Raw genomic sequence first — 19,971 nt, forward strand, 5'->3', positions numbered from 1 at the left:
AAGGCCCCCGGTCAGCCCGTCGCCCAGGCCAACTGACGCCGCGCGCCGTTGCGCCAGCGGGCCAGGTGCTCGTCGGCATAACGCCGCAGGCAACGCAGCAGCGCGGCTTCCTGATCGATCAGGTAGAAGTGGTGGCCGTCGAACAGGTCCAGGGAGAAACCGGTGCTGGTCTCTTCCTGCCAGTCGAGCAGCTCATCGGCGCGGACGCTGTCCTGCTTGCCGCCGAACACATGGATCGGCAACGGCAGCGGCGTGCGCTGGCCGTAGCTGAAACTGCCGCAAAGCAGGAAGTCGGCGCGCAGGATCGGCAGCATCAGTTGCATCAGGTCGCGGTTGGCCAGGGTTTCCTCGGCCGTGCCCTTGAGTTCGCGCAGGCGTTCGAGCAACTGCTCATCGGTTTTCGCCACGGCGTACTGGCTGACATCGCGCCGCGCCGGCCCGGCGGTCGCCGAGACGAAGAGCGCCAACGGCAGCGGCAAGCCACGCGCGTGCAGGACATGCAGCAACTCGAACGCCAGCAGGCCGCCGAGACTGTGACCGAACACCGCGTAGGGCTGGTCGAGGTCAACGGCGATCTCGTCGGCCAGTTGCCCGGCCAGGCTCTTGATATCGCTTTGCAGCGGCTGGTTCATGCGCATGCCACGCCCCGGCAACTCCAGCGGCGAGACCAGCAGCCACTGCGGCAGCTTGCGCCGCCAGCGGTGGTAGAACGTGGCGCTGGCACCGGAGTAAGGAAGGCAGAACAGTCGCAGCCCGGGGGACGTGTTCATGCCCAGCCACCCTTGATGAAAACCATGTCGCCCTCCTCGAAGATACCGATCCTGAGCCGTGCGGGTGCTCGGCCTGTTCTCCATGAGAACGGATGGCCCGAGGGAATAATTAGTCCCGGTCGCCCTCTGCAATAGCGGTGACAGAGCACAGTGCACAGGCAGGTATCAAGAGGCACACAAAATGATTAGTTATTTTTCTCATTTGACAATCATTATCATTCAACCTACTTTTATGTCCGCCACGCCGGGCACTGCTCACGGTTTTGTCCCGCTACCTACTCGTTACAAGGTGATTTCCATGATGGAACATGTATCCACAAGCAAGTGTGATTCACCGCTGCTGCAGGCCTTTGTCGACAACCGTCTGATACTGGTCAAGATTGCCGCGCGCATCACCGGCTGCCGCTCTCGCGCCGAGGACGTGGTGCAAGACGCCTTTTTCCGCCTGCAGTCGGCACCGCAGATCACGTCCTCGTTCAAGGCCCAGTTGAGCTACCTGTTCCAGATCGTGCGCAACCTGGCCATCGACCACTACCGCAAGCAGGCGCTGGAGTTGAGATATTCCGGACCGGAAGAGGAAGGCTTGAACGTGGTGATCCAGGGGGCGTCGCCGGAAAACTCGCACATCAATTTCCGCGCGCTGGAAAATATCGCCGATGCCCTCGGCGAGTTGCCGCAGCGCACCCGCTATGCGTTCGAGATGTACCGGCTGCACGGCGTGCCGCAGAAGGACATCGCCAAGGAGTTGGGGGTTTCACCGACACTGGTAAACTTCATGATTCGCGATGCCCTGGTGCATTGCCGCAAGGTCTCGGGAACCCGCGGCAACAACCTGGCAGGACGTTGAGCAGGGGCTACTCGCCCGCCACCGCGGCGGCCACCGGCATCACCGTGATGCGATAAGGCTGGAAGATTTTCAACAACTCACCGCTGTCATGCAGGCGCTGCAACAGCTTGCCGAACGCCTCGCCACTGATGGGCGCCTGCGGGCGCAGGATCGCGTAGTGGTGATAGATCTGGTCGACCCGCTCGGAGATCAGCAGCTCCTTGGCCACATCCGGGTTGCGGATCAGGTAATCGGACAGGTAGGAACGGGTCACCAGGGCGATATCGGCCCGCCCGCGCAACACCATCAGCAGGTTGGCGTCATGGGAGTAGGTCAGGGTGGCGTTGTAGGTGTCGGCGAGGAACTTGGGATCGGCGTTGAAACTGGCGAACTCGTAGTGGTAACCGCTGAACAGGGCCAGGCGCTTGCCCTTGAGGTCGGCAAAGTAGCTTTCGTCGCGACCCGGCTCACGCTGGGCGACAAACACTTCGGCGTCCTCCAACCCCATGTCGACCGCTGTATGCGGAATATCCTTCCAGCCCCAGGCCGGGTTCTCGAAGATCGCCATGTCGGTCCGCCCCTGCTGCAGGTCACCGAAACGACGCGGAATCGAGGTCGGCACCAGGGTGAACTGGTAGTCGCTCTGCAGCTTGTTCAAGGCCTCCGCCAACTGCGGCAACAGGCCGGTATCGGCGCCCTGCTCGGGTCGGATGGTATACGGCGGGAAATGCGCGGCGCCGATCCGAACCACTTGGGCCGCCGAAACCGGCAAGACCACCAACGCCGAAAGCGCCAACACCAGAATCCGGGAAATCGTGCGCACAGGCAGGACGTTCAAAGGCACACACCTCAGGAAAAAAATCGTTGCATCAAACTAGGCGGTTTTCCCAACTTAGACAACTTTCCGCCGGTTAATTAATGACTTGCGCCACAACTTCACTGGTCTTTGAGAATCAACAGCAAAGCCTCTTCGGCCAACTGATCCAGCGTCAGGCTACCCTGGGGTCGAAACCAGGTGGTGGTCCAGGACAAGGCACCGGTCAGGAAGCGCCGAGTGATGAACACGTCGCCCCGGATATAGCCGGCATCGCGGGCTTCACCCAGCACCTGGAGCCAGATCTGCTCGTACAGATCACGCAACGCCAGGACCTTGGCCTGCCCTTGCTCGGACAATGAACGCCATTCGTAGACCAGCACCGCCATGGCTTCACCGGTGCCACCCATGATCGACTGCAACTCACAGCGGATCAGCGCCAGCACCCGTTCACGCAGGCTGCCGGCTTCGGCCAGCGACGCACGCATCAGGGCGGTGTTGTAAACGATAGTCTCCTCCATCACCGCGCGCAGGATTTCGTCCTTGCTTTTGAAGTGATGGAACAGGCTGCCGGACTGGATGCCGATGGCACTGGCCAGGTCGCGCACCGTGGTGCGGTCGAAACCCTGGCTGCGAAACAGGTGCGCCGCGGTCTGCAGCAATTTGCCGCGGGCGCTGTCCGGGTCGGTCAATTGTCCGGCGCTGACCAGTTCGCGCATGACACGCTGGGCTTGTTGCTCGTTCACGGCATTTTCCTCATGACCCTGCTGCCTATCAGCCCCGCCCACGCAGGAGAGAGGTTGCGCGCAATTTAAGCCTACAAGGACAGCCAAGCAAGCGCTTGGGGCGAACGGATCAACGGGATTTACAAACCAAGCGCTTGCTTGGTAGTCTCGCCCGACGACTTTCGCAGGAGGCTCTGATGAAGGCAAGGATTCGTGTCGGTTGCGCCAGTGCGTTCTGGGGCGACACCAGTAGCGCGGCGGCACAGTTGGTCGAAGGCGGGCGCCTGGACTACCTGGTGTTCGACTATCTGGCGGAAGTGACCCTGTCGATCATGGCCGGGGCACGGATGAAAGACCCCGGCGCCGGTTATGCAACGGACTTCGTCGATGTCCTGCGACCCTTGCTCGGCGAGATCGCCCGGCAGAAAATCCGCGTGGTCAGCAATGCCGGCGGGGTCAATCCCCAGGCCTGCGCCGCAGCCCTGCAAGCGGCCTGCAACGCCGCCGGAGTGCCGTTGAAGATTGCCGTGCTGCTGGGCGACGACCTGCAGCCGCAATTTCAGCAGTTGGCCGCGAGGGGCATCCGGGAAATGTTCAACGGCGCGGCGCTGCCCGCGCACTGTGTGTCGACCAATGCCTATCTCGGTGCCCCGGGCATTGTCCGGGCGCTGGCCCTGGGCGCGGACGTGGTGATCACCGGGCGGGTGGTCGACAGCGCGCTGGTCAGCGCGGCGCTGGTGCATGAGTTCGGCTGGTCCTGGCAGGACTACGACAAACTGGCCCAGGCCGCCCTCGCCGGGCATATCATCGAGTGCGGCGCCCAGTGCACCGGCGGCAACTTCACCGACTGGCGCGAGGTCCCGGACTACGAGCACATCGGCTTTCCCATTGTCGAAGTCAGTGCCGACAGCCACTTCATCGTCAGCAAGCCCGAAGGCTCAGGCGGCCTGGTGACGCCGCTGACCGTGGGCGAGCAGTTGCTCTACGAAATCGGCGATCCCAGGGCCTATCTGCTGCCGGACGTCATTTGCGATTTCACCCGGGTCCGGCTGGTACAGCAGGCCGCCAACAGGGTCAGTGTCAGCGGCGCCAGGGGTTCGGCACCGACCGTGCAGTACAAGGTCTGCGCCACCTATCCCGACGGTTTTCGCTGCACCGCCAGTTGCCTGATGGCCGGGATCGACGCCGTGGCCAAGGCCCGCCGGGTCAGCCAGGCGATCCTCGACAAGACCACGGAAATGCTCCGCGCCCGTGGCTGGCCGCCCTACAGCGAAGTCAGCGGCGAACTGCTCGGCAGCGAAGCCACCTACGGTCCCCACGGCCGCCGCCAGGACAGCCGCGAAGTGGTGATCAAGCTGGCGGTGCGTCATCCCGAGCGCCAGGCCCTGCTGCTGTTTTCCCGGGAGATCGCCCAGGCCGCCACCGGCATGGCCCCGGGGCTGACCGGGATCCTCGGCGGACGGCCCACGGTATCCCCGCTGATCCGCCTGTTTTCCTTTCTGATCGATAAAAATGCCTGCACGTTGAGCGTACATCTCGACGGGCAGGTGCATGCCGTCGCCCTGCCCGCCCCGAGTGCCCTGCAAGCCGTTGCCGAAGACCTGCAACCGCCCAGGCCGCAGGGCCGCGCCGAGGCCAATGTGCCCCTGGTGAAACTGGCGGTGGCGCGCTCCGGCGACAAGGGCAATCACAGCAATATCGGGGTCATGGCGCGGCACCCCGAATACCTGCCGTGGATCGCCGAGGCGTTGACGCCGGCGGTGGTGGTGGACTGGATGGGGCATGTCCTCGACCCGCTTCATGGCCGTGTCGAACGCTGGTACCTGCCCGGCAGCCACAGCCTGAACTTCCTGCTGGAAAACGCCCTCGGCGGCGGCGGTATCGCCAGCTTGCGCATCGATCCCCAGGGCAAGGCCTTCGCCCAGCAACTGCTGGAAATCCAGATTCCCGTGCCACAACAGATTGCCGATCAACTGGCTTGAGGGCTGTCACCGTGACCTGTGCATCCATCTTCGATCAAGCGCCAAGGAGATCCCCATGCCCGTGATCGAATCCCGGCTCGATGGCCTTGGCGAGGATTTCGCCCGTCATCGCCTGGCCATGCTCGCCGGCCTTGAGCAGATCCGCCAACTGGAACAGAACCTGCTGGACAAGGCCGAAAGCGCCCGGGAGAAATTCGCCAGCCGGGGTCAGTTGCTGCCCCGGGAACGGCTGAACCTGCTGCTGGACCCCGGCGCGCCGTTTCTCGAACTGGCCAGCCTGGCCGGCTACAAGCTGCACGATGACAAGGACGGCAGCCTCGCCGGCGGCGGCCTGATTGCCGGTATCGGCCATGTCTGCGGCGTGCGCGTGCTGGTGGTGGTCAACAACAGCGCGATCAAGGGCGGGACCATTTCCCCCAGCGGTCTGAAAAAGACCTTGCGCCTGCAACAGATCGCCCTGGAAAACCGATTGCCGGTGATCACCCTGGCCGAGAGCGGCGGGGCCAACCTCAACTATGCGGCGGAGATTTTCGTCGAAGGCGCGCGCAGTTTCGCCAATCAGGCGCGGATGTCGGCGATGGGCCTGCCGCAGATCACCGTGGTCCACGGCTCGGCGACGGCGGGCGGCGCCTATCAACCGGGACTCTCGGATTACGTCGTGGTGGTGCGCGGCAAGGCCCGCTTGTTCCTCGCCGGCCCCCCACTGCTCAAGGCGGCCACCGGTGAAGTGGCGACCGACGAGGAACTCGGCGGCGCGCAAATGCATGCCCAGGTGGCCGGTACCGCCGAGTACCTGGCGGAAAACGATGCCGACGGCGTGCGCATCGCCCGGGAAATCATCGCCCAACTGCCCTGGAACGACCGACTGCCGATCACACCCACGCGAACCTGGGCCGAACCGCTCTACCCCATCGACGAGTTGCTCGGACTGATCCCCGACGACCCGAAAAAACCCTATGACGTGCGCGAGATCGTCGCCCGCCTGGCCGACGGCTCGAACTTCCTCGAGTTCAAGGCCGAGTTCGACACCCGGACAATCTGCGGCCATCTGCAGATCCAGGGCCGTCCCTGCGGCCTGATCGGCAACAACGGCCCGATCACGCCCAAGGGCGCGAGCAAGGCGGCGCAGTTTATCCAGCTCTGCGACCAGAGCCGCACGCCCCTGGTGTTCCTGCATAACACCACCGGTTTCATGGTCGGCAGCGAAGCCGAGCAACAGGGGGTGATCAAGCACGGGGCGAAGATGATCCAGGCGGTGGCCAATGCCCGGGTGCCGAAACTGACCCTGGTGGTCGGCGGCTCCTATGGCGCCGGCAACTACGCCATGTGCGGCCGTGGCCTGGACCCGCGCTTTATCTTCGCCTGGCCCGGCAGCCGTACCGCGGTGATGGGCGGCGCCCAGGCCGGCAAGGTGCTGCGCATCGTCACCGAGGCGCGGCAGCTCAAGGACGGCCTGGTACCCGACACGAAGATGCTCGACGGCCTGGAGCAGATCACCGCGCAGAAGCTCGACAGCCAGTCCACCGCGCTCTACGGCACGGCCAACCTGTGGGACGACGGCCTGATCGATCCCCGGGACAGTCGCACGCTGCTGGGATATTTGCTGGATATCTGCCACGAAGCCGAGGTTCGTCAGCTACAACCCAATAGCTTTGGCGTGGCGCGGTTCTGATCAACGATCACGGAGAACAAGGAAATGATCTTCACCCCGGAACATGAAGCCCTGCGGCGCACCGTGCGGCAGTTCGTCGAGCGCGACATCAATCCCCATGTCGACGAATGGGAGAAAGCCGGACGCTTTCCCATCCATGAAATTTTCCGCACGGCCGGTGAGCTGGGTCTGCTCGGTATCTCCAAGCCGGAGTCCTTCGGCGGCCTGGGCCTGGACTACAGCTATTCCATCGTCGCCGCCGAAGAGTTCGGCACCATCCAGTGCGGCGGGATTCCCATGTCCATCGGCGTGCAGACCGATATGTGCACCCCGGCCCTGGCGCGCTTCGGTTCCGATGAACTGCGCGAGCAGTTCCTGCGTCCGGCGATCCGTGGTGAACAGGTCGGTTGTATCGGTGTGTCCGAGGTCGGTGCCGGCTCGGATGTCGCCGGGCTCAAGACCCGGGCGCGCCAGGACGGCGATGATTATGTGATCGACGGCAGCAAGATGTGGATCACCAATTCGCCTTGCGCCGACTTCATGTGCCTGCTGGCCAATACCTCGGACGACAAGCCGCACCTGAACAAGTCGTTGATCATGGTGCCGATGGACAGCCCCGGGATCAGCCTGAGCCCGAACCTGGACAAGCTCGGCATGCGCAGCTCGGAAACCGCCCAGGTGTTTTTCGACAATGTGCGGGTGCCCCAGCGCAACCGCATCGGCCAGGAAGGCGCGGGCTTCATGATGCAGATGTTGCAGTTCCAGGAGGAACGGCTGTTCGGCGCGGCGAACATGATCAAGGGGCTGGAGTCCTGCATCGACAGCACCCTGGCCTACTGCAAGGAGCGCCAGACCTTCGGTACGCCGCTGATCGACAACCAGGTGATCCACTTTCGCCTGGCGGAGCTGTCGACCGAGATCGAAGCCCTGCGGGCGCTGGTCTACCAGGCCACCGAGCAGTACATCAACGGACAGGACGTGACGCGGTTGGCCTCCATGGCCAAGCTCAAGGCCGGCCGCCTCGGGCGTGAGGTCAGCGACAGTTGCCTGCAATATTGGGGCGGCATGGGCTTTATGTGGGACAACCCGGTGGCCCGGGCCTATCGCGATATGCGCCTGGTGTCGATTGGCGGCGGCGCCGACGAGATCATGCTGGGGATCATCTGCAAACTGATGGGCAGCCTGCCGGGGAAAAAGCGGTGAGTGCCCTGCCGGTGTGCCAGACCTTGCGCCTGGCCTTGGCGGACGGTGTGCTGCGGATCACCCTGGCTCGCCCGGACAGCCGCAACGCGATGAACCGGCAAATGGTCGATGAACTGCGCGCGACCCTCGCCGCCGTACGTTTTGATCACAGCATTCGCGTGCTGGTGCTGCGGGGAGACGGCGGGCATTTTTGTGCCGGTGGAGACCTTCAGGATATGGCCCGGGCGCGGGACGCTGGTGTCGAGGCCTGCCGCGATTTGAACCGGGCCTTCGGCGCCTTGCTGGAGGAAACCCAGAGCGCCTCGCCGGTGGTGATTGCCGTGCTGCAAGGGGCGGTGCTGGGCGGCGGTTTGGGATTGGCTTGTGTCAGCGATATCGCCATCGCCCAGAGCAGCGCCGGCTTCGGCTTGCCGGAAACCAGCCTGGGGGTGTTGCCGGCGCAGATTGCGCCGTTCGTGGTGCGGCGGGTCGGTTTGACCCAGGCGCGACGGTTGGCGTTGACCGCGGCGCGGTTTGATGGGAACGAGGCCGGGCGCCTGGGGCTGGTGCATTTTGTCGAGGCGGACGAGCAGGCCCTGGACGCACGCCTGGAGACAGTGATCGCCCAGGTGCTGCGCTGCGCACCGGGGGCTAACGCGCTGACCAAGGCTTTGTTGCTGGATGAGCAGCCGTTGGGGCCTCTGTTGGACCAGGCCGCCGAGTGGTTTGCGGCAGCGGTGACCGGGGAAGAAGGGGCCGAGGGGACATTGGCCTTTGTGCAGAAACGGGCACCCCGTTGGGTGCCCTGACCGTCCTTCAGACGGATCGCCAGCAAGCCGGCTCCTACAGGTTGTGCGCTACCCCCAATTTTTTGTGGGCGATACACCACGCCATCGACGGACCGATCCTACGGTTTTTCTGGCAGACCTGATTGCACAACCTGTAGGAGCCGGCTTGCTGGCGATAGCGGCCTCACTGACAACCCATTCACCCGAGGATGAGCCCCATGCCCGCCTTCCACAAAATCCTGATCGCCAACCGCGGTGAAATCGCCTGCCGGATCATCCTCGGCGCCCAGGCCCTGGGTTATCGCACCGTCGCCGTCTTCAGCGAAGCCGACGCCCAGGCCCGCCATGTGCAACTGGCCGACGAAGCGGTCTGCATCGGTCCGCCCCCGGTCACCCAATCCTACCTGGACAGCGCCGCCCTGCTCGACGCCGCCCGCAAGACCGGCGCCGACGCACTGCACCCCGGCTACGGACTGCTCTCGGAAAACGCCGCCTTCGCCCAGGCCTGCCTGGACGCCGACCTGACCTTTATCGGCCCCAGCCCCGCCGCCATCGCCCTGATGGGCAGCAAGCGCCTGTCGAAAATCGCCATGCTCGCCGCCGGCGTGCCATGCATCGCCGGCTACCAGGGCGCCGAACAGGATGACCCGACCCTTGCCCGCGAAGCGGAACGCCTCGGTTATCCGCTGATGATCAAGGCCAGCGCCGGTGGTGGCGGGCGCGGCATGCGTCTGGTGCAAGGACCTGAGGAGCTGGCACAACAGCTCCATTCCGCCCGCTCGGAAGCCATGAACGCCTTCGGCAGCGACGAACTGATCCTGGAGCAGGCGCTGGTCGAACCGCGCCATGTGGAGATCCAGCTGTTCGGCGACCAGCATGGCCAGCTGATCCATCTCGGCGAACGGGACTGCTCGATCCAGCGCCGGCACCAGAAAGTCATCGAGGAAGCACCCTGCCCGGTGATGACCGCCGAACTGCGCCAGGCCATGGGCGAGGCGGCGCTGAAGGCCGGCCGCGCGGTGAGCTATGTCGGCGCCGGCACCGTGGAATTCCTGCTGGACGCCCGCGGCCAGTTCTACTTCCTCGAGATGAATACCCGCTTGCAGGTCGAACACCCGGTCAGCGAAATGATCACCGGCCTCGACCTGGTGGCCTGGCAGATCAACGTCGCCGCCGGCCTGCCGCTGCCGTTGCGCCAGGAACAGGTCGAGTTCAAGGGCCATGCCATTGAGGTGCGCCTGTATGCGGAAGATCCGACCCGCGACTTTCTCCCGCAAACCGGGCGGGTCCTCGGCTGGGAGCCGGCGCCGATGGCGGACGTAAGGATCGATCACGGCCTGCTCGAGGGCGACTCCATCAGCCCGTTCTACGATCCGCTGCTGGGCAAGCTGATTGCCCACGGTGCGACCCGCGAAGAAGCCCGGCGCAAGTTGCTGCGGGCAGTCGAGGATTGCGTGCTGCTGGGAGTTGCCAGCAATCAGCGTCTGCTGGCACAGATGCTGAGGCATCCGCGTTTTGTCGAGGGCCGGTTCAGTACCGCCTTTATCGACGAACATTTCCGCGAACACCCAAGCTATTCCCCCTCGACGGTTGAGCTGGCCCTGGCCACCGCGCTGTTCTATCGGCAGGCGGCTGACCGGCATGGGCCGGGGTTGTCGGGCTGGCGCAACACCGCCAGCGTCCCGCGCCCCTATCGACTGGCGCTGGAAGACAGCCACTTCGACCTGCTGCTCACCGACCGTCCCGTCGCGGCACTGCTGATTCAACGGGCCGATGAGCACGTCGAACTACAGATACTGGAGCGCGATGCACGTTGGGTACGGGTGCGGATCGACGGAGTGGTCCGACGCTATGCCTACCGCCTCGACGGCGACCAGCTCTGGCTTTGCACCGGCCCCGGCAGCCTGCACCTGCGCGACCGCACCCACGCGCCCGTGCAAGCCCCGGGGGCTATCGGCTCCGGCACACTGCAAGCGCCGATGGACGGCGCCATCGTCCAGGTGCTGGTCAGCGAAGGCAGCCCGGTCAGCAAAGGCCAGTTGCTGCTGGTGCTGGAGGCCATGAAAATGGAGCATCCGCTCAAGGCCGGCGTGGATGGAGTGGTGCGTCGGGTACGGGTTATCCAGGGCGATCAGGTAAAAAACCGCCAGATCCTGCTGGAAGTCGAATAAGCCGCTAGGCGGATCATGCGCCTTTGGCTACGCTTGAGTCCGACTAGGATGCTGTATTCGGAGCTTGAGATGCCCCACTGGCTGGTGATTGATCTGGAAGCCACGACGGACGATGGGGGCTGGCCGCTGGCCGAGATGGAAATCATCGAAATCGGCGCCACCCTGGTCAACCGTGAAGGCCGTGAGCTGGACCACTTCCAGCGTTTTGTCAGGCCCCTGCGCCGGCCCTTGCTGACCCTCTTCTGCCGCGAACTGACCCATATCAGTCAGGCGCAGATCGACGGGGCCGCGCCACTGGGCGAGGTCTGGCCGCTGTTCGAGCGCTGGCTGGGCCAGCACCAGGCGCGACTGGAAGGCTGGGCCAGCTGGGGCGACTACGACCGCCGGCAACTGGAGCAGGACTGGCGACAGCTCGGGCTGTCGAGTGCCCTGGGCCAGGTGCCGCATATCAACCTCAAGCAGCGCTTCGCCAAGGCCCGGCGCCTGGAGCGGCCCCTGGGCCTGAACGGCGCCTTGCAACTGGCCGGGTTGCAATTCAATGGCCAGCAGCACCGGGCGCTGGAGGATGCGCGTAATACCGCGCGCCTGCTGCCATTGAGCCTGCCGAACTGAATGGACCCTGCCTGGGGGAACACGGGTGGGCCTCGTCACAGACAAAACCTGCAACAGCGTCTTCAACACGTGACGAGGCAAAACGCCTTGGGCATACTGATCGGCCCAATTTTTCAGCTCATTTCGAGGAATCGCCCATGTTTAAAGTCAACGAGTACTTCGACGGCACCGTCAAGTCGATTGCCTTCGCACAAGCCGAAGGCGCCGCCACCATCGGCGTGATGGCCGCGGGCGAATACGAGTTCGGTACCGCCCAGCGCGAGATCATGCACGTGATCTCCGGCTCCCTGACCGTCAAGCTGCCCGACAGCAGCACCTGGGAAACCTTCGAAACCGGCAGCCAGTTCAACGTACCGGCCAACAGCAAGTTCCAGCTGAAAGTCGCCGTGGACACCGCTTACCTGTGCGAATACCGCTGAGTCAGCAACGCTGACCGTCCCTCGCCCTTGAAAACACCACCGCCTGGCGTGCCCCATGCCAGACGGTCAAGGGCGAACCCTGGCCCGCCCCTTCTCGGTCAACCGATACTTCTGCGCAGGACTGCGCGGAGAATCCGGATCCGTCATCTCCACACACCCGGACACCAGCGCCGGTCCCAGATACGTGTTGCGAAAGCTCGCGCGATGGTTCAACTCAAGACGTGACATCAGCTCGCTGGAACTGAGTTCAGGCGTATCGTCGAGCACTGCCAGCAGACGTGCTACTTGGTCGGTTACTTGGTCGGTTACTTGGTCGGTCAAGTAATCGCTTTGCGCCGCTTCCGTGAGCGCCAACGCCAGGGCCTGGAGCATGAACTCGACGAAAGGCGTGGCCTCGGCCCGTTGATCGGCGGCCGCCAAGGCCGCGTAATAGGCATCCTGCTGCTCACGAATAACCGTTTCCACCGGCAAATACGCCAATATCGGGCGCCACTGGCTCAGGATCAGCGTCTGCCAGAGACGCCCCATGCGTCCGTTGCCATCGGCAAAGGGGTGGATGAACTCGAATTCATAGTGGAATACGCAACTGGCAATCAGCGGATGCAAGTCCGAACCCTTGAGCCAAAGCAGCAGGTCATCCACCAGTTGCGGCACACGGCTGGCCGGAGGCGCCATATGCAGCAACCGGTCACCTCGGTAGATGCCGACCCCGGCCTTGCGCAAGCGACCGGCATCATCGATAAGCCCCTGCATCAGCAAGCCATGGGCCTTTAGAAGGTCGCCCCGGCTCTCGGGTCGCCAATCCGGCATCGCCTCATAAGCTGCAAAGGCATTGCGCACTTCCTGGATTTCCCGCGGCAGCCCCAATACCTGCTTGCCATCGAGTACCGCCGTGACCTGCTCCAGGCTCAAGGTGTTGTTCTCGATGGCCAGCGACGCCTGGATCGTCCGGATACGATTCCCGCGACGCAGTTGTGGCGTGAGCTGTTCGTTGCGCACCGCCGACAACTGCCCCAGTTGCTCACTGATACCGGCAACCAGCGAAAACATGCGGGGCGTCAAGGTCAAAGGCGGCTGATAGCGGGACATATCCTCATCCGGGATGGCTGGCGAAGGTCGTCATAATGCCCGAACCTGGAAGTCCAAGCACATCACTCGTGCACCACCGACTCCCGCGCATTGAACTGCAACGCCGCCAATCGCGCGTACAACGGGTTGCTCGCGATCAGCTGGGAGTGGGTGCCGATCGCCACCAGCTTGCCCTGGTCCATCACCGCGATCCGGTCGGCGTTCTGTACCGTGGCCAGGCGGTGGGCGATCACCAGGGTGGTGCGGCCGTGCATCAGGCTCGGCAACGCTTCCTGAATCAGGTGTTCACTCTGGGCATCGAGGGCGCTGGTGGCCTCGTCCAGCAGCAGGATCGGCGCGTCCACCAGCAACGCCCGGGCAATCGCCAGGCGTTGCCGTTGGCCGCCGGACAGCCCCAACCCGCCATCCCCCAGGTGCGTGCGGTAGCCATCGGGCATCTGCTCGATAAACTCGTGGGCATGGGCGATACGTGCCGCCTCGCGGACCTGGGCGTCGCTGGCCGCCGGGTTGCCGTAGCGGATATTCTCCTCGACGCTGCCGAAGAACAGCGCCGGGCTTTGCGAGACCAGCGCGAAGCAACGGCGCAGGTCCTGCGGCTCGAGTTCGGTCAAGGGCTGACCGTCCAGCAGCAGACGGCCCTGTTGCGGGTCGTAGAAGCGCAGCAACAGGTCGAACACGGTCGACTTGCCCGCCCCCGACGGACCGACCAGGGCCAGGGTTTCTCCAGCCTTGACCGTCAGGTTCAGGCCATCGATGGCATGGCTGTCCGGACGCGAGGGGTAGCTGAAGCGCAGATTCTCCAGCACCAGGTTGCCGCTGACCCGCTCGGCCAGTTTCACCCCACCGCCGACCGGCGCGGTGATTTCATTGCTCGACTGCAACAGTTCACCGATCCGCTCCCCTGCCCCCGCCGCCCGTTGCAACTCACCGATCACCTCGCTGAGGGTACCGAAGGCGCTGCCGACGATCAGGCTGTAGAAGACAAAGGCCGCCAGTTCGCCGCCGGAAATCTTCCCGGCCATCACGTCCATGCCGCCGACCCAGAGCATCACCGCCACCGCGCCCAGCACCAGCACGATCACCAGGGTAATCAGCCAGGCCCGTTGCACGATGCGCTTGCGCGCGGTCTCGAAGGCCTGCTCGACGGTCACGGCGAAGCGCTGCTCGTCCTGGACCTGGTGGTTGTAGGCCTGCACGGTCTTGATCTGGCCGAGGGTTTCGCTGACGTAGCTGCCGACATCGGCAATCCGATCCTGGCTCAGGCGCGACAGGCCGCGCACCCGCCGGCCGAAGATCAGGATCGGCGCCAGCACCAGGGGCAAGGCGACGACCACGATGCTGGTGAGCTTGGGGTTGGTGATAAACAGCAGCACCACCCCGCCAATCACCATCAAGGCATTGCGCAGGAACAGCGAGAGCGACGAGCCGATCACCGACTGCAACAGCGTGGTGTCGGCGGTCAGCCGTGACTGGATTTCCGAACTGCGGTTGTTCTCGTAGAACCCCGGGTGCAGGTAGATCAGGTGGTTGAACACCTGCCGACGAATATCCGCCACCACCCGCTCGCCGATCCAGGACACCAGGTAGAACCGCGCGAAAGTACCCACCGCCAGACCCAGGACCAGCAGCATGAACAAGCCGATGGACTGGTTGAGCAACTGCGGCGACTGGGTCATGAAGCCCTTGTCCACCAGCAGGCGGATGCCCTGGCCCATGGACAGGGTGATGCCGGCGGTCACGATCAGCGCCACCAGGGCACCGAGCGCCTGCCAGCGATAAGGAGCAACAAAACGACTGGCCAGGCGAATGGCGCGACGATGGCGTGCAGAGAGCATTGGCAAGGAATCCGTTAGGCGATGAAGACAGAGCCTACACCGAACCGGGAGGGAACTTGTGCAAAACGCAATCAATCGGATTAATTATGACCGTGCATGCTAATCCCTAGAGAGTATTGGTCTAAAGCCTCTCTGGCGGTAAAGAGCGGTTTCTGTTGCACTGGTGTCGTCGCCTTGCTTGTAGCGTGTTGTCACAGGCTGGTCATGCGACGCTTATAATCTTTAGCTGAACCTGATGACGAAACCTGAGCGAGGAGACAGGCCATGGATTTGCAGAACAGCAGCAACAACCAGATTCCGGTGATTCGTCCCTGCCCGCAGAAGTTGGGCTGCGCGATTATCGACGCACAGGGCCGTGAAGTGCCGATCACCGAAGAAATGATCCAGGACGCCTGCCGCGAACTGGAACAGCGCTTGGTCAAGCCTGCTGAGCAAGACTGACAGCCTGAACTCCCCCTTGACCCGGCCTCGCTGCCGGGTTTTTTATTTCCGCCGGCCATGGGCAGCGCATCAGGCCTTTGCGGCCGCTTGCGCCAACTCACGCACAAACGCGTCGGCCAGTATCCCGATACCAAAATCGAATTCGCGGTGGTGATCGAGCCGGCTGAGGTAGGGCGCGACCAGCGCCACATGGGCAAGACCGAGATCGGCCAGCGCAGCCTCCCGCGGGCCGGCGATGGCCGGATCGTCGGCGCCGAGGGTAAGGCCGGTCGAAGCCTCCCGCAGCAGACTGCCGCTGATAAAGGCCAGCGTCGCCCGTACCGCATGAACCGCCCAGTCAGGCTTGGCCCCCGCCGCCATGAGCGCCGCGAGCGTGGCCTCCAGCGGCGTGAGGTGGGCCAGCAACTCGGCCGGTCGACTGAGCACCAGGGTGACCGCCTCGCGGTGCGATGAGAGGGCCGCCGTCCTGAAGGCGTGCGCAATCGCGATCAGGTCGGTACGCAAGTCGCCCGTGGCCGCGGGGACCACCATTCGCGACAGGACCTGCTGCGCAATGGCGTCGAGCAGCGCTTCCTTGTTCTCGATGTGGTTATACAGGCTCTTCGCGTCGACCCCGAGCCGCCGCGCGACCGAGCGCAGGCTCAAGGCGGCCGCACCCTGCGCATCGATCACATCAATGGCGGCCTGCACGATCACCGGGCGAGACAACATCGATGAACCACTGGGGGGACGCCCACGGCGGGCAGTGTCTGCGGTTGCACGATGTTCAGAGGGGGGCGTCATGGTCATGGCGGGCAGGCTAACGAATCTTGACAAAAAAATCCACGCTGTGGTTAATTGATTAATCCCACGCTGTGGGTTTATAAAACAAGAGCCCCATCCGGAGGCCGTCATGACACCGCTCGCCCCCTCTGCCCCCCTTGGCTGGCTGCCAGCCGACCTCACCGATCTGCCATCGATCGGCGTGCCGATCCAGTCCCTCGAAATGTCCACCGAGGGCGGCCCCGGCGCGCGACTGGCAGCGGCTCGGGAAGCGGGCTTGCGCTTTCGCACCGAGTTCGCCACCTCCGGAATGCCGACCCGCGTCACCACCTGCGATCTCGTCACCCTGCCCTACCCGACACGCTTCGGGTTGTTCCGGGCCTCGAAGGCGCTGGCCCCGTTCCTCTCGATCACCAATCGCATGCTGGTCATCCGCTGGACCGACAGCGACGGCCGCCCGCGTGTCCTGCTGTTCGAGCCGAGCGATGTGCAACTTGGCCGCAACACGCCTTATTTCGCCGATTTGCTGCGACGCACGCCAAAGCCTGTGGCGAACCTGCTGACGACGATCCACGGCAGCGTCCTCGAACACCTCGCCCGGCTCGGCATCCAGCCCGCGGAAGTCGACTACCTCCTCTTCGATCACCTGCACACCCAGGACCTGCGCCGCTGGGTCGGCACGAATGGGTTCCAGGTCGACCTGGGTGAGCGGGCCAGGGCGACGTTCCCGAACGCGAAGGTCATCGTCCAGCGCGACGAACTGCTGGGCATGGCCAATCTCCATCCGCTGCAAAAACCCTGGTATCAGCCGGATGCCTATCGTGACCTACCGCTCGAGGCATTCCGCCCCATCGACGGTTCGATCATGCTCGGCCCGGGCGTGGCGATCATCAAGACGCCGGGCCACGTCTTCGGCAACCAGAGCCTGGTGCTCAACACCTCGACCGGCATCTGGGTGAGCAGCGAGAACGTCATCGCCGCCGAGTGCCTGACACCCGAGCACTCCAGGTTGCCGGGCCTGGCCTCGTGGAGCCGGGCCTGGCAGCAGGAGGTCGTCCTCAATGCGAACACGATCGAGACCACCGCCGACCAGTACAACTCCATCATTCTCGAGAAGACCCTGGTCGACCGTGCCCAGGCCGACTCGCGTTTCCTGCAGTTCTTCCCCTCGAGTGAACTCACGCCGATGTGGACCAATCCGGGGACGTCGCCGACCTTCCGCCATCTCGCCATCACCCATGCGTCCTGAGAGTGCCAACGCCATGAACTACCGCACATTGCCGTCGCCGGCGCTGCTGGCCGCGCGCGAGAAACGGGTCCTCGACCACTTCCATGACGAAGTCGTCCAGCAGTGGGACGCGGTCCTGGCCACCTTTGCCCATCCGCACTACGAGATCATCGCGACGATGACCGTCCATGACGGCGATCAGGCGGTGCGCGACTACTACCGCGACACCCGGGTCGCGTTCCCGGACCAGGACCACGAGCTGATCTCGCTGCGCCATAGCCATGACGCGGTGATTACCGAGTTCTGGCTGCTCGGCACCCACCTCGGCCCGCTCGGCTCGATCCCGGCCACCGGCTCGCGGTTTCGTGTACGGATGACGGCGTTCTTCATCTTTGACGAGGACGAAAAACTTATCGTCGAGCGGATCTACTTCGACACCCTGACCATGCTCAAGCAACTCCTCGGCGGTATCGGCCTGAAGAACCCGAAGCACTGGTTGCGCGCAATCAGGGCCGTGCGCGGCCTGCTCAAGCTGTCCGGCATGGCCGACCCGCGCCTGCTCAAGACCACGCCACCGGACCTTGTCCGCTGAGAACAGCCACGGCGCACCGACAGACCACAAAGGGCTTATCGACCATGAAGATCCATCATCTCAACTGCGGGACCATGCACCCGCTCGGAGCACCCTGCGGGCTGGTTTGCCACGTGTTGCTAGTGGAAACCCCGAATGCGCTGGTGCTCGTCGATTCCGGGCTGGGGTTGCTGGACGCCTCCCAGCCGGGCCGTCGATTCGGGCCGTCGCGGTTCCTGGTGCGACCGCTGTTCGACCCGAAGGAAGCCGCGATCACCCAGGTGGCACAGTTGGGTTTCGACCCACGGGACGTCCGGCACATCCTGCTGACCCACTTCGACGCCGATCACGTTGGCGGGCTGGCCGACTTTCCTTGGGCCTCCGTGCACCTGACGGCGGCTGAAGCCTTTGCCGCCTGCCATCCGCAAACCCTGGTGGAACGGGGTCGCTACCTGCCCGCCGGGCGCGAGCACGGTCCGCAGCTGGTCGAGCACACACCCGGGCAGTCCGAGTCATGGCGTGGGTTCGCCGCGGCCAAACCGCTGCTGGAGGTAGCTGAAGGCATTGTGCTGGTCAGTCTTCCCGGGCACACCCGTGGGCACGCTGCCTACGCCATCGACGCCGGCGATCGCTGGATACTCCATGCCGGCGATGCCTTCTACCACCACGGTCAGATCGACGGCCAGGGTGGCGCGCCGCGCTCACTGACGCTGATGGAGCGCCTGATCGCCCACGACTGGCCGCGTGTCAAAGCCAATCACCAGCGGCTGTCCGAGCTGCACGCAGCAGGTTCGCCTGACCTGTGCATCGTCAACGCCCACGACCCCGTGCTGCTCGACCAGGTGCGCAGGCCCCCGGCCTGAGCGCGACCGGGGATTTCGTTTACAAGAGAACGGCGCCCAGGGCCAGCACCAGATGGCGCAACCCTTCGTCTTCGCCGTTGATCTTCACCGGCAAGCCTTCGATTTCCCGGCGCTCGGGATAGTGTTTGCGCAGCAGGTCGAACGCGACTTTCTGCTCGGCGACGCTACCGGTCAGGCTGCGGCGGAAATCCGCATCGTCGCGCCGCGGGTCGTAGACCCCACGACAGATCATCGCCATGGCCCAGGCCGGATCGCTGCCGGCATTGAGGGTGACCTGCGCCAGCCAGGGCTTGGGCAACAGTTCATCGAGACCGACCGTGGGGGCCTGGTCGAGGAAGGCGCAGAACGCCTGATAGATCTGCGCGGTGCCGCGTTGTTTGCCGTCGAGGCTGTAACCGGCGATATGCGGCGAGCCCAGCACACACAACTCGGCCAGGGCGACATCCACTTGCGGCTCGGCCTCCCAGACGTCCAGCACCGCCTGCAGGTCTTCACGGGCCAGCAGCACTTCGCGCAGCGCGGCGTTGTCCACCACCGGACCGCGCGCGGCGTTGATCAGCCAGGTTCCGGGCTTGAGCTGCTCCAGACGCTGGCGATCGAGCAGATGCCAGGTGGGTTGCTCGCCCGTGCGGGTCAAGGGCGTGTGCAGGCTGATCACATCGCACTGCTCGATGATCTGCTCCAGGCTGACATAATCGCCGTCGCCGTCGCCGGCTGCCTGGCGCGGCGGATCGCAGACCAGGACGTTCCAGCCCAGCCCGCGCAGGACCTTGATCAAGCGTCCGCCGACTTCACCCGCGCCGACCACCCCATAGGTGCGTGCGGTCAGGTCGGCGCCTTCGATTTCCGCCAGGGTCAGCAGGCTGCCCAGCACATAGTCGACCACCCCGCGGGCGTTGCAACCGGGAGCGCTGGACCAGTGAATGCCGGCCTGCTCGAAGTAGTCGAGGTCCAGGTGATCGGTGCCGATGGTGCAGGTACCGACGAAACGCACCGGGCTGCCTTCGAGCAACTCGCGACTGACCGGGGTCACCGAACGCACCAGCAGCACATCCGCCTCGGCCACCGCCGCCCGGTCGATGCTGCGACCCGGCAAACGACGGATCTCGCCAAAACCGGCAAAGAAGGCATCGATCAGGGGAATGTTTTCGTCGGCAACAATCAGCATGGCAGGCTCCTTGGGCAAGGACGCAGTGTAGGCGCAGTCAGCGTCCGAGGGCCAGCCAAGCGTCAATCCCCTGC

The 19,971-nt window shown here is 64.3% G+C and carries 19 protein-coding genes; 12 read left to right on the forward strand and 7 right to left on the reverse strand.

Features of this window, described 5'->3' with window-relative positions:
* Positions 1-11: 11 nt before the first annotated feature.
* The gene (locus CWE01_RS10925) at positions 12-770 is read right to left on the reverse strand and encodes a thioesterase II family protein (protein ID WP_100940544.1); all 759 of its coding nucleotides are present in this window, start codon (positions 768-770) and stop codon (positions 12-14) included.
* 298 nt (positions 771-1,068) lie between these two features.
* Between CWE01_RS10925 and CWE01_RS10930 the strand changes: the two genes are divergently transcribed.
* Positions 1,069-1,617, forward strand: a complete 549-nt coding sequence (locus tag CWE01_RS10930; RefSeq protein WP_100940545.1) for an RNA polymerase factor sigma-70 — start codon at positions 1,069-1,071, stop codon at positions 1,615-1,617.
* Positions 1,618-1,624: 7 nt separating this feature from the next.
* Here the strand turns inward: CWE01_RS10930 and CWE01_RS10935 are convergent, their stop codons facing one another.
* Together CWE01_RS10935 and CWE01_RS10940 are read right to left on the reverse strand one after the other, a co-directional pair.
* Positions 1,625-2,434 carry an ABC transporter substrate-binding protein gene (locus CWE01_RS10935; RefSeq protein WP_100940546.1) on the reverse strand — a complete coding sequence of 270 codons (810 nt, stop codon included), beginning with the start codon at positions 2,432-2,434 and terminating at the stop codon, positions 1,625-1,627.
* A gap of 98 nt (positions 2,435-2,532) precedes the next feature.
* On the reverse strand, positions 2,533-3,156 hold the full coding sequence (locus CWE01_RS10940; protein ID WP_100940547.1) for a TetR/AcrR family transcriptional regulator: 624 nt from the start codon (positions 3,154-3,156) through the stop codon (positions 2,533-2,535).
* Positions 3,157-3,332: 176 nt separating this feature from the next.
* Between CWE01_RS10940 and CWE01_RS10945 the strand changes: the two genes are divergently transcribed.
* From CWE01_RS10945 to CWE01_RS10975, 7 genes are all read left to right on the forward strand, one after another.
* Positions 3,333-5,117: an acyclic terpene utilization AtuA family protein gene (locus CWE01_RS10945; RefSeq protein WP_100940548.1), complete on the forward strand. Its 1,785-nt coding sequence runs from the start codon at positions 3,333-3,335 to the stop codon at positions 5,115-5,117.
* 55 nt (positions 5,118-5,172) lie between these two features.
* The gene (gene atuC, locus CWE01_RS10950) at positions 5,173-6,789 is read left to right on the forward strand and encodes a geranyl-CoA carboxylase subunit beta (RefSeq protein WP_100940549.1); all 1,617 of its coding nucleotides are present in this window, start codon (positions 5,173-5,175) and stop codon (positions 6,787-6,789) included.
* Positions 6,790-6,813: 24 nt separating this feature from the next.
* A complete protein-coding gene (atuD, locus tag CWE01_RS10955; RefSeq protein WP_100940550.1) occupies positions 6,814-7,971 on the forward strand; it encodes a citronellyl-CoA dehydrogenase in 1,158 nt (385 codons plus the stop codon).
* Positions 7,968-8,759, forward strand: coding sequence for an enoyl-CoA hydratase-related protein (locus CWE01_RS10960; RefSeq protein WP_100940551.1), 792 nt, complete (start codon positions 7,968-7,970; stop codon positions 8,757-8,759). Before atuD ends, CWE01_RS10960 begins: the two co-directional genes overlap by 4 nt.
* A gap of 197 nt (positions 8,760-8,956) precedes the next feature.
* Entirely contained in the window at positions 8,957-10,909 is a 1,953-nt protein-coding gene (locus CWE01_RS10965; protein ID WP_100940552.1) for an acetyl/propionyl/methylcrotonyl-CoA carboxylase subunit alpha, read from the forward strand.
* Between the two features lie 69 nt (positions 10,910-10,978).
* Positions 10,979-11,521, forward strand: coding sequence for an exonuclease domain-containing protein (locus CWE01_RS10970; protein WP_100940959.1), 543 nt, complete (start codon positions 10,979-10,981; stop codon positions 11,519-11,521).
* A 137-nt stretch (positions 11,522-11,658) separates the two neighbouring features.
* Positions 11,659-11,940, forward strand: a complete 282-nt coding sequence (locus CWE01_RS10975) for a pyrimidine/purine nucleoside phosphorylase (RefSeq protein WP_100940553.1) — start codon at positions 11,659-11,661, stop codon at positions 11,938-11,940.
* 66 nt (positions 11,941-12,006) lie between these two features.
* On the opposite strand, the gene CWE01_RS10980 is transcribed toward CWE01_RS10975, so the two are convergent.
* A complete protein-coding gene (locus CWE01_RS10980) occupies positions 12,007-13,029 on the reverse strand; it encodes a Fic family protein (protein ID WP_100940554.1) in 1,023 nt (340 codons plus the stop codon).
* A gap of 62 nt (positions 13,030-13,091) precedes the next feature.
* Positions 13,092-14,870, reverse strand: coding sequence for an ABC transporter transmembrane domain-containing protein (locus CWE01_RS10985; protein ID WP_177410467.1), 1,779 nt, complete (start codon positions 14,868-14,870; stop codon positions 13,092-13,094).
* A gap of 258 nt (positions 14,871-15,128) precedes the next feature.
* Here CWE01_RS10985 and CWE01_RS33560 point away from each other — a divergent pair, with 258 nt between their 5' ends.
* A complete protein-coding gene (locus tag CWE01_RS33560; RefSeq protein WP_177103040.1) occupies positions 15,129-15,305 on the forward strand; it encodes a PA1571 family protein in 177 nt (58 codons plus the stop codon).
* 69 nt (positions 15,306-15,374) lie between these two features.
* Here the strand turns inward: CWE01_RS33560 and CWE01_RS10990 are convergent, their stop codons facing one another.
* Positions 15,375-16,016, reverse strand: coding sequence for a TetR family transcriptional regulator (locus CWE01_RS10990; RefSeq protein WP_218177074.1), 642 nt, complete (start codon positions 16,014-16,016; stop codon positions 15,375-15,377).
* Positions 16,017-16,197: 181 nt separating this feature from the next.
* Here CWE01_RS10990 and CWE01_RS10995 point away from each other — a divergent pair, with 181 nt between their 5' ends.
* The 3 genes from CWE01_RS10995 to CWE01_RS11005 are packed head-to-tail and all read left to right on the forward strand — an operon-like array spanning position 16,198 to position 18,729.
* Positions 16,198-17,316 carry a hypothetical protein gene (locus CWE01_RS10995; RefSeq protein ID WP_100940556.1) on the forward strand — a complete coding sequence of 373 codons (1,119 nt, stop codon included), beginning with the start codon at positions 16,198-16,200 and terminating at the stop codon, positions 17,314-17,316.
* Between the two features lie 13 nt (positions 17,317-17,329).
* On the forward strand, positions 17,330-17,887 hold the full coding sequence (locus CWE01_RS11000; protein ID WP_100940557.1) for an ester cyclase: 558 nt from the start codon (positions 17,330-17,332) through the stop codon (positions 17,885-17,887).
* 44 nt (positions 17,888-17,931) lie between these two features.
* Positions 17,932-18,729 carry an MBL fold metallo-hydrolase gene (locus CWE01_RS11005; protein ID WP_100940558.1) on the forward strand — a complete coding sequence of 266 codons (798 nt, stop codon included), beginning with the start codon at positions 17,932-17,934 and terminating at the stop codon, positions 18,727-18,729.
* 19 nt (positions 18,730-18,748) lie between these two features.
* Here the strand turns inward: CWE01_RS11005 and pdxB are convergent, their stop codons facing one another.
* A complete protein-coding gene (gene pdxB / locus CWE01_RS11010) occupies positions 18,749-19,897 on the reverse strand; it encodes a 4-phosphoerythronate dehydrogenase PdxB (RefSeq protein ID WP_100940559.1) in 1,149 nt (382 codons plus the stop codon).
* Positions 19,898-19,971: the final 74 nt, after the last annotated feature.

Origin of the sequence: Pseudomonas sp. QS1027, assembly GCF_002814235.1 — a bacterium.
GTDB lineage: Bacteria > Pseudomonadota > Gammaproteobacteria > Pseudomonadales > Pseudomonadaceae > Aquipseudomonas.